Genomic DNA, 13496 nt, shown 5'->3' on the forward strand with positions numbered 1-13496 from the left:
TATGAATAGCACAGGGTAAAACCCTGTGAACAGTTCATAATGAAATTATTTATCAAGAATACCTCTGATTTTATTAGCATTAGAAATTAGTTCTCCAAGGTATTCAAAGTTTTCTTTCTCCAAAGCAGCCTTAAATTTTCTTAATTGAGAAATATGCTCATTCAGAACATCCAGAACATTTTCCTTATTTTGCTTGAAAATAGGAACCCACATTTCGGGATGGGATTTCGCGAGACGAACCGTACTTGAAAAACCGGAACTGGCCAACTGGAAAATCGTTTCCTCTTCACGCTCTTTTTCCAGAACAGTATTCGCTAAAGCATAAGACGTAATATGCGAAATGTGTGAAATATAAGCTGTATGAACGTCATGGTCTTCCGCATTCATGTAAATCAAATGCATATCAAGGTTTTCAACGATTTTTTCAACCAATTGCAATGCATCTTCTGCAGATTCTTCTTTGTTGCAGATTACCCCCGCTTTTCCCGTAAAGCTTTCAGAAACAGCAGATTTTGGACCGTTGTTTTCCGTTCCCCACATCGGGTGGAAGGCCACAAATCTGGATCGTTTCGGATGATTTTTCACAGCATTTACAATTCCGGATTTTGTAGATCCTGCATCCATTACCGCTTGATTTTCAGATAGTAAATCTAACACCTGCGGCAGCAATTTTCTTGCAGCATCCACAGGAATGGCAATAATAATAAGATCAGAATTTTTGATCCCGTATTCCAGGTCGACTTTAGCGTCAATTATTTTTAGGTTTAAAGCTTCGTTGAGGTGCTCATTATTATTGTCAATTCCATAAATAAAATCAACAATTCCTTTTTGTTTTAATTTTAATGCCATCGAACCGCCGATCAGTCCTACACCAATAATACTAATTTTCATCTTTTAAAAAATTTAAAATAAAAAACCTCGCCCAAGGACGAGGTTCATGTATCTATATAAGAAATCCTTATCCCAGATTTGAGGTAAAAATTCCGTAATAATATGTTCCGTTGTTTGTAATCACGAAACGAAGATAGATAATTTTTTTTACATTGGATTAAAAAATGAAAATTTACAATTCATTTATCAGGGGTTGCTTATGATCAACGTTGATGGAATGTCTGATAACCAGAGACTTTTCGTATCAATCAGATTTTTCCAGCTTTTACTGCTGATCAGCATCACGTCCTGTGAATTAAGAAATTCTTTCTCAATCTTTTTTTCGTTGTATAAAGTGATGTGGTTGGGTGCAACCTGTTCAATACTTCTGATAAGTTCCTTTACCTCAATATTGTTTCTGATCTGTCCTGCCACATCGAGGATAATGATCTGCGAATTATTGTTGTTAATCAACCTTTTCGCATATTCGAGAAGATAAAAGTCACTTAAATTAAATATCGGGATGAAAACTTTATCGGCAGAAGTAAATTCTTTTTCAACTAAAACCCCAACCGGGATGGTGGCTCTATCCAATAATTGAAATGTCAAATCATCAAAAGGCGAATTGTTGAAAATATTTCCTTTTCCTTTTACTGTTTTTAAAAGCTTTTCAGGATTAATGATCTTTGTTGTGAAGCCTAATAATCTTCCCAGCAAGCTTCCTTCATACATCGATTTTCCGAGCATGATCAGAAGGAGATCATAATTGCCCTTATTGGTGATGCTGGCGAGATCATTTTCAACGTCTGTAGATGCCTTGAAAAGGGTAGTTACCTTTAAATTTAAGTCATGGGATGTTTCGATAACATCTTTAAACTGTTCTTTTTCAAAATCATCAATATCAAACGGATGAAGCTCATCTACAGGGGTAATATTCATTGCGGTAATGCTTTTATTACCGTTCATTTTATGGGTAAAATTGTCTGCAAGCTTCAGCAGCTTACTTCCGGCTTCAGCAGTTTCAAAAGATAAAAGAACTCTGTATTTCGTATCGCTGTCATGCTGATCATCGTCTTCTATCATTGATTTTTTTCCTTTAAAAAGGTAGTTGATAAGGTCTAGGCAAGGGCCGGTCATGAAAGTGGTAAATAAAGCCATAATGACAAGCATCGCAAACAATTCAGGGCCTAAAACACCCAAATCATATCCAATATTCAGTACAATAAGCTCGGTAAGTCCACGGGTATTCATCAAAGCACCTATTGTAAGGCTGTCTTTCCAGCTTATTTTTAAAAATTTTGCCGTAAGAGCACTTCCTACGAATTTTCCTGTAACAGCGGTGAGGATGATAAATCCGCCAATTTTCCAAAGATGGGGGTCATTCAGCAGCCCGATCTGGGTTCTTAGTCCCGTGAATACAAAAAAAAGCGGAAGCAATAAAACCAATGCAACATCTTCAACTTTCTCAATGAAAAGATTTCTGAATTTTATATTTTCAGGCATGACCGCCCCAGCCATAAATGCTCCGAAAAGCGCATGAATGCCGATAACTTCCGTTGCATAAGATGAAATAATCAGGATCAGAAAAAATATAGCAACCAAGCCTTTGCTGATAAAGCCTTTTCCTTTTTGTGCCTCAGCAATCCTGTTTAGAAAAGGCCTCACTGCTTTAATCATAATGAAAACATACAAAATCGCCATTAAAATAACGAATATTGATCCTGAGAAAGACCCGGCTTTTACTACGGCAATTACGGCGGCTAAAATACACCAAGCAGTAATATCATCTGCTGCTGCGCAGGTAATTACAACGGTCCCGATTTTTGTTTTATGAAGATTTCTTTCCTGAACAATTCTGGCTAATACCGGAAATGCAGTGATGCTCATTGCAATAGCAATAAACAATGCAAATGAGCTGAACTGGATTCCGTCTGGAGCAAATTCCTTATAGATAAAATAAGACAATCCCACCCCAAGAGCGAAAGGAATAATAATGCTTGCATGGCTGATCACAACGGCATCATGTGCTTTTTTACGAAGAACGCTCAAATCAAGTTCCATCCCGACAATATACATGAATAGGATAAGTCCTATCTGGCTGAGAAACTGTAAATTGCCCAAAGATTCTTTCGGAAAGATAAATGCGGAAAGTTCAGGAAAGTATAGCCCGAAAAGCGATGGCCCTAAAACAATACCTGCAATCATTTCCCCAATTACAGAAGGCTGTTTCAGCTTTATACAGATCCATCCGAAAAGCTTTGCTACTAAGATAATAGTAATGATCTGGGCAAGAAGAAGCGCCAGGGGGTGATGAAGGTTCACCATAAATGAATCCATAAAATTCTCCCACATAGTAGAACCGGAAGTTTTTGCAGGAGGTATGTTTTCTCCTATTTCCAAGGTTTTGCCTTCAACAAAAAACCAATACATCAGGAATGAAAAAAAAACAATTGTTGCGATATAGAAAATTAAATTTCTGTATTTCCCCAAATTCATAACTCCAAATAATTTCTGCAAAATTGGCAAGAATAAATAGATGATAAATACTATTTCTTTTAAAATGTAATGAAATGGATAAATTCTGCAATAAAAGGGTAATAGGCTTCTATTTTCCGAACATTTCCATTAATGAATTTTTATAAGCATCACCGATCTGCAGTTTTAAGAAGTTTCCTTCTTCGATGGGTATGGTAGTGATAATTTCGTGGGTAGAAAATATTTTAACAAAAGATAAAGCAATAATTTCCTTTTTATTGACCTGCGCAAAATCTTTTGAAGGAAGCATTTCCAGAAGATGCTTAAAGCTGAGGTTTTTCAGAACTATGGTTGTTCCATCATTAAGGATAATGTCTTTATCCCGGCTGTCGATTTCTGAAGTTTTGATGTAGCTGATCTGATGAGTAAAAATAGTGGTTTTGCCAATATTGGTATTCCATTCTATGAAGTCTTTTTTCTGACGGGTTTGCAATAAAGCGGCTGCCTTTTCAAATGCCTGGATTAGCCTCTCTTTTTTTATAGGCTTTCTTACATAATCTACCACATTCAGGTCATAGGCTTCAGCTGCATATTCCTTGTAAGCAGTGGTAAAAATGATTTTTTTTGAATCTGAAATGCTTTCTGCCACCTGGAGCCCGTTCATACCTGGCATTTCAATATCTAAAATACAGAGATTGCAATCTACATTTTCGATCTCTTTTAAAAAGATTTTAGGATCATTAAAAGCTTTTACAACTTCGACGTTATCAATTTGTTCACATAGAAGTTTTAAATAGCTTATGGCCAGCAGCTCATCATCAAGAATAACACATTTTATCATAGAATTCTCCTAAATTGATTGTTAATTCTGCCGTGAAGATACCGTTTTTTGAAGTTTTATGAAGTGTATAAAAAGTATTGTAGATCATTTTGAGACGTTGGTTCAAAGACTGACTTCCGAAGCCGCTTTTTTCCTTTTCAAGAACATTCTTTAAGGAAGCTTTGTTGCTTACTTTCATCATGAAAACCCTGTTTTCAAGCTCGATATGAACAGAAATGAAAGAATCCTGAGCGAGGAAATCTGTATGTTTGAAAGCATTTTCAATAAGATCAACGGAAAGCAGCGGAGCAAAAACTTTCTCTTCGTAAACCGCATCTGATTTGTTGATTTTTGATTTAATTCTAAAATCAAAAAGAGGATTTATCTTTATTTTATTAATCTCAATTAAACTTAAAGCGAAATTCAATTCTTCCTTAGGACTGACAAATTTATTATTGCTTTCATATAAAATATAGTCTAAAACATTCGCCAGCTTATCCAAAGACATATAGGTTTGGTAGGCATGGGACTGCACGGAGTTTAAAATATTTTTAAATAAATGAGGATTCAGTTTTGTACCGATATGCTCGAGCTTTACTTCGTTTAATCTTTGCTCAGTTATTTTATTGGTTTCGGAAAGCTTTGTATTTCTTTTCTTGATTTTTTGATTTTGACTGAAAAGATAAACGCTTACTGTTAGAAAAAAGAAAATTCCGAATACTCCAATGAATATCAGGTAATCTTGAATCATGTAGTAATTGCCTTCCATTGGTTTTAAAATATTTTTGTCTTACTTTTTAAACAAATAGCATTAGTAAAACGTCAGGCTGACCTTGTCGAAGCACCTTTCTATTTTATTTAAACGCAAAGTTTTTAATAAAGATAGTTCTAATTTTAAGGGACCAAAAGCATAAATGCTTCGCAAAGCGGGCCGATTTTTTTTGGTTAATTTATCTATTTCAATTTCTTCAAAGAATTCAGTGTCACACGCTCTTCGCATTTCTCGTAAGTGATTTCATAAGTCGGATTTTTATCCGGATAGGTCAGGAGATAATCCGGGCAGGGCTTTTTCTGAGCATGGCTTTTATCGAAATCAATTTTTCCCTTTGTAATGATACTGTCTTTAAGGAATTTTTCATCAATTTTTAAAGCAGTCATTTCCTTTTTAAAAGCTTCCGAATATTGGAAATCTTTGGAAAGAGTTTCTGCTATTACCCGGCTGTTCGGAAGATACCCGCTGCAGCTTGCGCCTTTTTTGTTTAATATAAAAAATACAATAATAAGCCCTGGAATAAGCCCAATTATGTAAAATTTCAGTTTTTTCATTAGAAGATTAAAAGATTGATATCATGATATGTAAGTCCGAAACGATCGCAGATGATTTTCTTGGTGTGCCTTCCTTTGTACATATAAAGGCTCTGTTTCATTTCGTTTTTGCGTACCAGCATATTTTCGAAGCCGCCTTCTTCGTCATAATTTAAAATATAGGAAAGGAAGAAATTGGAGATAGCTTTTGTGGTTGTTCTCGGCATTCTTGAGGTAAGGTTTGGAAGTCCGCAATGAATTACTCCATGTTTGATAACGTAAGGATCTTCCATCGTGGTAAGCTCTGATGTTTCGATTACTTTTCCGTTGTCTATAGTAATATCGATTATAACGCTGCCTTTTTTCATTTTCATGACCATATCTTCAGTTACGATAGGCGTCATGTTCAGCCTTGGAAGGGCCCCAATCACTACATCTGCTCTTCTGATTGATTTTCCTAATTCTTTTGGATCTATTATAGAGGTAGGAACACGGCTGTCAACTAATGTGTGAAGCCTTCTTAATTTTGAAAGTGAATTGTCAAAAACCTTTACACTTGCGCCTAAACCAATGGCTGCTTTTGTAGCAAATTCTCCTACAATTCCAGCTCCTAAAATTACTACTTCCGTAGGTCTTACCCCTGTAATTCCGCCAAGCATTAATCCGTTTGACAGGGCTAATAATTCTGAGGCATAAAGAATGGAAACGGTTCCTGCAATTTCGCCCACCAGCCTTACCAAAGCAAGCTGCTTATATTCATCAACAATGAATTCAAAAGCGATGGCATTTACTTTTTTTTCTGCAAGTTTTAAAAAATAATCTTTGTCTCTTAGATTGATTTGTAATGCTGAAACCAGATAAGTATTCGCCCGCATATAATCGATTTCTTCTTCTGTAGGCGGGTTTATTTTTAAAATTAAGTCTTGCGAAAAGGCTTCTTTAGGGTCTTTAGTAATTTTTGCGCCTGATTCAGAGTATTGCAGATCTGTAAAAAATGAACCTTCTCCGGCGCCTGATTCTATAATGATTTCGTGGCCGTGTTCTACTAGAACCTGTACTGCATCTGGTGTAATGCAGGTTCTTCTTTCATTCAGCGAGGTTTCTTTCGGGATTCCTATGCTGAATTGTTTTCCTTTTTTGATTACTTCCAGTTTTTCATCTTTCGGCATCAGTTCTTCTTCGGTAAAAGGAGTAAAAATATTTGTCGTACTCATCCTTTAAAATGTTAGGTTCTTACAGATCGTTATTTTACATTCAAATTCAATAGCAAAGATACATAATATTTACTCGAAAGTAATTTCTCTGCTGTCTCCTTTGTTGATAATACTCATACTGTGGTACTTAAGCCCGTAAAGCTCGTCTTCATATACTTCCGGCCATTCGATGATACAGAGAAAAGCATTGTCTAAATATTCCTCAATGCCGATGTCATATGCTTCTTCTATATTTTTAAGGCGGTAAAGGTCAAAATGATATACTTTTCCTTTGGATGTATTGTATTCATTCACAATAGAATAGGTGGGGGAGCTTACTTCGTCTTCACTACCCAGGTTTTTCAGCAGAAATTGGGTGAAAGTAGTTTTTCCGGCCCCCAGGTTTCCCTTTAATAAAAGGATGTTATGTATAAGCTGAGAAACGGTATGGTCTGCTATTTCCTGCCAGTCTTCAATCGTATTAATGTTGAATTGCATACAAGTTATTTATTGCAAAAATAAAGAATGAGTTTTTAGGTTTAATCAATTTTTCTAAATTTATACTAAAAACTGCCCTGGATTCAGAGCAGTTAAGGTTTAAAGAATTATGTTTTGAGAATAGAGTAGGATTTCATCTCGCCGGTATTTGTGTTTTTAAGCATTAAAATATAAGTTCCTGTCGGTTTGTCTGAAAAAAATATTTTGAGGCATTTGTTTTTGATTGTGTTTTTATGGATGATCTGGCCCAAAGCATTGTAAATCATGATTTCGTGTTCGTGTTCAGAATTTGTATCAATTGTGAAATCATCCTTTACAGGGTTGGGGTAAATGTTGATCCCGCTATTGTTTTCTTTCCAACTAATAGTTCCATCTTTTGAACTTACTAATCCGGTAAAATGATTTTGATCTGAAGTGATTTTTCTTACATATTCCGTACTCATGTTTTCATTCCCGGAGACTGTATGTCCTATTTCTGTTTTTAAGAGGGAAATATTTGCATTTCCCTCTGGCTGCTCGAAAAACTGATGATCCGCTTCCGGCATTTGTGTTTGGTTTTTACTTTGTGCATAGCTGTAAACTAATGAAAAATAAATAATTAGACATAGCCATCTTTTGAAAGGAGATAGATTTTTTTTCTGAAACCTTTTGTTTTTACCTTGTGGTAATAAATTTTGATTTGTAGTCATAATCTTAATGTTTTAATGATTTGAATTTTCTTTTATGCATACTTATTGCTTGATAATGCTGTGTGAGACATTTAATCCGGACTTTAGATTTTTCAGTACAATGAAATATTTTCCCGGAGGTTTGTCAGAAAAAGAAATCTGCGTGATCTGATCAGATAACAGGTTGGATTGTAAAAGCTGCCCTGCGCTGCTGAAAATCTTCATTTCGTATTTTCCGGTATTTTTTGTATCCACTGTAAATTCGTTTATAACAAGACTTGGGTATACGATCGTGCTTTCTTTTTCATCCAAAATCTTTTCTCCTGTCGCTAAAACTCCTATTTTCGGGATATTCCCAGAGATGCTGTATATTCCGAGGGAGGAGTAGCTTGTGTATCCTGTATCAGGAGTTCCTTCCCCTGTTCCGCTTATGGCCAGATAATAATCACCGGCTGCAAGATTGATATTAATAGTAATGGGATCACTTAAATTTGTAGTATTTCCCATATATGAAGCTACCAAAAGATGCTGGCTGTTGTATAATAATACTTTTAGGAGAAGATCGCTATGTCGTTCCGCGGCCTGTACTTTTAGGTTGATATTTCCACCATTGGCATGAAACATAAACATATCAATATCATCAGTATGATCGATCACGCTTTGATTCTGTGCTGCATTCACAACTTCTCCGGCAGTTACAAGTATATTGGCAGTAGAAAATGTGTCCCCAATATTATCTTGCCTGTAGCCAACTCCGTTTGTTGATGTATTGGAGATAATAGCCAGGTCATCCTGATGGTTGGTACCGTTTGAATATTCGCCTTTACTCCATTGGGTAACGTTTTTATAATAGCTTATTCCCATAATAGGAGCCCAGTTTCCATTACCTCCGTAGTAGGTGTACGGTCCCTGGCCGTCATGGTAAAGACCGAATGTATGCCCGAGTTCATGAGAGGCGACCTCACCTACTATTTTTCCGTAGACTCCTGCTGATAAGGTAAATACCCAGCAAGGCAGATCACTGGAAGAAGAAAAGCTATTGATAAGTGAAGTTCCCGTACCTCCGGGAGACGGAAGGTCTGTAGGAGTAATGACACATCTTCTTCTTTTATTTTGCGGGTAAGTGTTAAAAACATTTTCATCTGTAGTTACATTAATATTGAATGGTCTGTAATCTTCCGCAACAATCTCCCATGCTTCCTGAATATTGGCGTCTGTCATTCCTGAAGGTAAGGCTGTGAAGGTATTCCCGGCGTTCCATCCGCTTCCTGCCGGAACTACATAGCCATCAAAGTCCAGAAGCAGACAGCCTGCAGCACCGGGAAAACTTTGTAAGCTGGTGATATTAGTAACAGTAGCGTTTTTATGAGCTGTATTTTTTCCTTGAAAAAAGCTTTTAGGAATGTGGAAATCTACACAGATAACTTTATTGATATCCTCTTCTTTTATGTAAGCATTTCCATTTTGAGAATAATAAACATAGGCCTTTTTGCTTTGAGGAAATATAATGTTGCCTTCCAGCTTGCTGTCATTTATTTTAATGTTGAAGCTTCCATGTGGCTGATCCTGTATTTCTCCTTCAATGTGTAAAATTCCATCTTTGTTTTGCTGATAATTAATAATACCGTGCAATGTTTCCTGGGTTGAAACAGAAAGATTTAACTTAGCTTTTCCATTATTTTTTTCTGCTGTTTTCAATTCAGACTGAAGCTGATTTAAAAAGCTGATATTGTTTCCTAACGGATGATCTCGCATACTCTTTTGGGCATCGATACTGTAAACAGTGAAAAGAAAAATAATCGAAAGTGCCCATTTACTGAAATTAAATGTAATTTTTTTCATCTTACTTTTTTTGATGGGTTCAAATTTTAAATTCTTAAAAAATAATTTGTGTTTTTGGTAATAATTATCAATTATGTTTCAATAATTAAAAATTATACAGTGAAGATAAAATAAATTTAAATATCTGAAAATCAGCGCAATTTGGGATGCGTAAGCTTTTTTTTTCTAAAGTTTTGGATATTAATTATTTATAATTTTTATTGATTCCGTAATATGCCCGGATAGACATTCTAAATTATTTATAATTAGCTATTTATATTTTTTATGACTAAATTCTAAGGTTGTTGAATTATTTTTCCGGAGCTTAATTTTCTGAGAGTAATAAAAAACATTCTTATTTTTACATCATGATTTCTAAACAGACCATTGATAAAATATTTTCCACAATCCGAGTAGAAGAGATTGTTGGAGAATATGTGCAGTTGAAGAGGGCAGGGTCTAATTTTAAAGGACTAAGTCCGTTTCATGAAGAAAAGTCTCCCAGTTTTGTAGTTTCACCAAGTAAGCAGATTTGGAAAGATTTCTCAACAGGAAAAGGAGGAACGGCGATTTCTTTTTTAATGGAAATAGAGAATTTTACGTATCCGGAAGCTTTGCGTCACGCAGCAAAAAAATATGGCATTGAAATCGAAGAAGATCAGAAAGATTTTTCCGAAGAAGCCAAGCTGGCACATACGGAAAGGGATTTGCTCTACAAAATCCATGAGGTGGCCAATAATTATTTCCAGGAAATACTTTGGGATTCGGAAGAAGGAAAGAGCATCGGCTTAGCCTATTTCAAAGAAAGAGAATTAAAGGATGAGATAATAAGAAAGTTCCAGCTGGGCTATTCCCCGGAGCAGAAAAATGCCTTTACAGTCTATGCTCTGGAAAAAGGCTATACTAAAGAAATCCTTGAAAAATCCGGACTTTCCATTTTCCCGGAAAATATGCCGGCTGGTGTTGACCGATTTCGGGAAAGAGTAATTTTCCCGATTCACAGCTTTTCGGGGCGTGTGCTGGGGTTTGGAGCAAGGATCCTTAAAAGCAATGTCAAAACAGCCAAGTATCTTAACTCCCCGGAAACGGAAATCTATCATAAATCAAATGTTCTTTACGGATTAAACCAAAGCAAGCAGGCGATTTCGAGAAAAAATGTCTGTCTTTTGGTGGAAGGATATATGGATGTGATCTCCCTTCATATGTCCGGGATTGAAAATGTAGTGGCGAGTTCGGGGACTTCGCTTACGACAGAGCAGATTAAGCTTATTAAAAGGCTTACGGAAAATGTTACAATACTCTTTGATGGGGATAATGCAGGGATTAAAGCCAGTTTCCGAAGCATAGACATGCTGTTGACAGAAGGAATGAACATTCGCGTCCTGCTGTTTCCGGACGGTGATGATCCGGATTCTTTTGCAAGGAAGCACCCACAGGAATATGTGGAGAAATTCATTGAAAATGAGGCAAAAGACTTTATTGATTTTAAAGCTGAAATTCTTTTAAAAGAAGTAGGAAATGACCCGATAAAAAAAGCAGAGGCCATTAGGGATATTGTGAAATCCGTTGGTTTTGTTCAGAATGCGCTGAAAAGAGAGGTTTACCTTAAGGAAGTCTCCAATAAATTCGGCTTGTCTGAGCAGAGTTTGTTTAATGAGTTGGGTGTTCAGACACAGATTATTCAGAATCAGGCACAAAAAGCACAAACAAGGACAGATTCACCGCCCACAAAGCTGGAAATTGTAGAGGAAAATAAAGAAGAAGTTGATCCTGTTATTTTTAATGTTACCAAACTTGAAAATGACCTAATCAACCATATGCTAAACTATGGGGATGTCGTCCTTAAAAGAACAAGCCCGGACCAGCAGCCTTATGATATTACAGTAATTGAGGAAATTTTACATCATTTTGAAGAGGATGGTTATGAATTTCAAGTTGAACTCAATAAAAAAATCGTTGAATACATTAAAGAAGGAATTGAGAAAGACGAATTGAGAAAAGGTAATTTTTTCTTTGGCTTGATGGATGAAGAATTGAGCAAAGCCGCCGTCAATTCAATGAATATCTATAGCGAGCTAAACGACTGGACGACCAAGAATATTTTTTCACCCAATTACGGAGACAAAATCCCTGAGCAGGTGGCTGGTGATATTTTAATTCATAAATTCAGATACGTTAACTATTTAATTTTAAAGACAAAAAAAGAACTGCCCGATTTTGCTGAATCTGATGAAGAAAAATATTTTGAGCTACTGAAAAAAATTCATATGCTAACCCTCGTTTCGGTAGAGCTGGCAAAAATCCTGAATTATTCTGCAATTACAGGGATTTATACTGACAGATAAATTGATATTTTAGTTGTAAAATAAGCAAGTCTGTGACAAAAAGTCCTATAAAATTTTAGGAATAAAAATTGTAATTTAAACTTCGTAAAATTTAATATACACAATAGAAATATGGACATTAAAAAAGAATTCAGAGACTTCTCTGTAAAGCATTTAGGAAACAACGGTTTGGTAACCGATCAGTATATGGGGATGTATGGCCCAACGAACCTTACACCGTACATCATGGAAGAAAGAAGGCTTAACGTAGCTCAGATGGACGTTTTTTCCCGTTTGATGATGGACAGGATTATTTTCCTGGGGACAGGGATTGATGATCAGGTAGCCAATATCGTTACTGCGCAGCTTTTATTCTTAGAAAGTGCAGATCCTTCAAAAGACATCCAAATCTATATCAACTCTCCGGGTGGAAGCGTTTACGCGGGATTAGGAATTTATGACACCATGCAGATCATCAAGCCTGATGTAGCAACCATCTGTACAGGTATGGCTGCTTCGATGGGAGCTGTATTGCTTGTGGCAGGAGAAAAAGGCAAGCGTTCTGCGCTTAAACACTCAAGAGTAATGATTCACCAGCCTTCAGGAGGTGCTCAGGGGGTTGCTTCTGATATGGAGATCAATTTGAGAGAAATGCTGAAATTAAAGCAGGAGCTTTACGAAATCATTTCTCATCATTCAGGACAAACGTACGAGTGGGTTGAAAAATCTTCTGACAGAGATTACTGGATGACTTCCGAAGAAGCTAAGAGCTACGGAATGGTAGATGAGGTTTTACAGAGGTCTACGGGCAAAAAATAATTTCTTTTAAAAAAGAAGAAGCGCATCAATTAATTTGGTGCGTTTTTTTTTGTTTTAAATTAAATTTATCCGGGTTTTTATTCAGTTTTAATTCATATTATACCAAAAAATCATTTTAACAATTTTTATTAATTAATATTTAAAAGTTGGTAACGAAACAGCGCTATCTCTCGTAAGAGACTTTTTTGAGCAGCAAAAACCTGTTACAGCCATTTGTCATGTCCCACAAATTCTGATTAATGCAGAAGTGGTGGATGGCAGAAATATGACTTCGGTAAATTCCATCAGTAAAGATCTGAAAAATGCTGGTGCAAATTGGGAAGACAGCGAAGTAATCGTTGACAACGGGCTGGTAACAAACCTTACCCCGAAAGATCTTCCGGCTTTCAATGCTAAAATGGTCGAAGAAATCTTGGAAGGTAAGCATGAAGATCAGACCATATAAATTTAATATTCAGTTAGTCCAAATAAGGATTAGATGTGTTTAAGCTTTTTTTGTGATAATTAAGTTTGAAGATGGGTGCTGGAAGAGGGAAGCTCGATGGTGATTAGTAATATTGAGCTATTTTTTACTTAGATGATATTTAGACCTTTCAATATTTATTATTGAAGTTGTTTAAACTTATTTAGACAAAAAAGTTCCAAGAAAATTAGCAATTTTGGATTGCAATTTAAAAAACTAATAATCTGGAACTCATCAGTA

General features: G+C 36.0%; 11 protein-coding genes and 1 pseudogene. 3 read left to right on the forward strand and 9 right to left on the reverse strand.

Translation table 11 applies throughout. The features are described 5' to 3' along the window. Nucleotides 1-45: 45 nt before the first annotated feature. The 9 genes from BW926_RS11500 to BW926_RS11540 all read right to left on the reverse strand — a co-directional run bounded on the left by BW926_RS11500 (nt 46) and on the right by BW926_RS11540 (nt 9671). On the reverse strand, nt 46-891 hold the full coding sequence (locus BW926_RS11500) for a prephenate dehydrogenase (RefSeq protein ID WP_076447218.1): 846 nt from the start codon (nt 889-891) through the stop codon (nt 46-48). A gap of 186 nt (nt 892-1077) precedes the next feature. Next, nucleotides 1078-3366: a cation:proton antiporter gene (locus BW926_RS11505; protein ID WP_076447219.1), complete on the reverse strand. Its 2289-nt coding sequence runs from the start codon at nt 3364-3366 to the stop codon at nt 1078-1080. Between the two features lie 109 nt (nt 3367-3475). Further along, complete coding sequence (locus BW926_RS11510; RefSeq protein ID WP_076447221.1) at nt 3476-4186, reverse strand: LytR/AlgR family response regulator transcription factor; 711 nt, start codon at nt 4184-4186, stop codon at nt 3476-3478. After that, the gene (locus BW926_RS11515; RefSeq protein ID WP_083672311.1) at nt 4164-4934 is read right to left on the reverse strand and encodes a histidine kinase; all 771 of its coding nucleotides are present in this window, start codon (nt 4932-4934) and stop codon (nt 4164-4166) included. Before BW926_RS11515 ends, BW926_RS11510 begins: the two co-directional genes overlap by 23 nt. Before the next feature lie 185 nt (nt 4935-5119). After that, a complete protein-coding gene (locus BW926_RS11520) occupies nt 5120-5491 on the reverse strand; it encodes a hypothetical protein (RefSeq protein WP_076447222.1) in 372 nt (123 codons plus the stop codon). Next, the gene (locus BW926_RS11525; protein WP_076447224.1) at nt 5491-6684 is read right to left on the reverse strand and encodes an alanine dehydrogenase; all 1194 of its coding nucleotides are present in this window, start codon (nt 6682-6684) and stop codon (nt 5491-5493) included. Before BW926_RS11525 ends, BW926_RS11520 begins: the two co-directional genes overlap by 1 nt. Nucleotides 6685-6753: 69 nt before the next feature. After that, the gene (gene tsaE, locus BW926_RS11530; RefSeq protein ID WP_076447225.1) at nt 6754-7161 is read right to left on the reverse strand and encodes a tRNA (adenosine(37)-N6)-threonylcarbamoyltransferase complex ATPase subunit type 1 TsaE; all 408 of its coding nucleotides are present in this window, start codon (nt 7159-7161) and stop codon (nt 6754-6756) included. A 107-nt stretch (nt 7162-7268) separates the two neighbouring features. Further along, nucleotides 7269-7850 carry a T9SS type A sorting domain-containing protein gene (locus BW926_RS11535; protein ID WP_076447227.1) on the reverse strand — a complete coding sequence of 194 codons (582 nt, stop codon included), beginning with the start codon at nt 7848-7850 and terminating at the stop codon, nt 7269-7271. A gap of 42 nt (nt 7851-7892) precedes the next feature. Then, a complete protein-coding gene (locus tag BW926_RS11540; protein ID WP_076447229.1) occupies nt 7893-9671 on the reverse strand; it encodes a zinc metalloprotease in 1779 nt (592 codons plus the stop codon). Between the two features lie 347 nt (nt 9672-10018). Here BW926_RS11540 and dnaG point away from each other — a divergent pair, with 347 nt between their 5' ends. The 3 genes and pseudogenes from dnaG to BW926_RS11555 form a co-directional block, all read left to right on the forward strand. Next, complete coding sequence (dnaG, locus tag BW926_RS11545) at nt 10019-11995, forward strand: DNA primase (protein WP_076447230.1); 1977 nt, start codon at nt 10019-10021, stop codon at nt 11993-11995. Between the two features lie 111 nt (nt 11996-12106). Continuing rightward, on the forward strand, nt 12107-12793 hold the full coding sequence (gene clpP / locus BW926_RS11550) for an ATP-dependent Clp endopeptidase proteolytic subunit ClpP (protein ID WP_076447232.1): 687 nt from the start codon (nt 12107-12109) through the stop codon (nt 12791-12793). Between the two features lie 151 nt (nt 12794-12944). Next, nucleotides 12945-13238, forward strand: a pseudogene (locus BW926_RS11555) (DJ-1/PfpI family protein); the annotation flags it as partial. Nucleotides 13239-13496: the final 258 nt, after the last annotated feature.

Origin of the sequence: Chryseobacterium sp. RU37D, assembly GCF_900156075.1 — a bacterium.
In the GTDB taxonomy this organism is placed as follows: Bacteria; Bacteroidota; Bacteroidia; order Flavobacteriales; family Weeksellaceae; genus Chryseobacterium.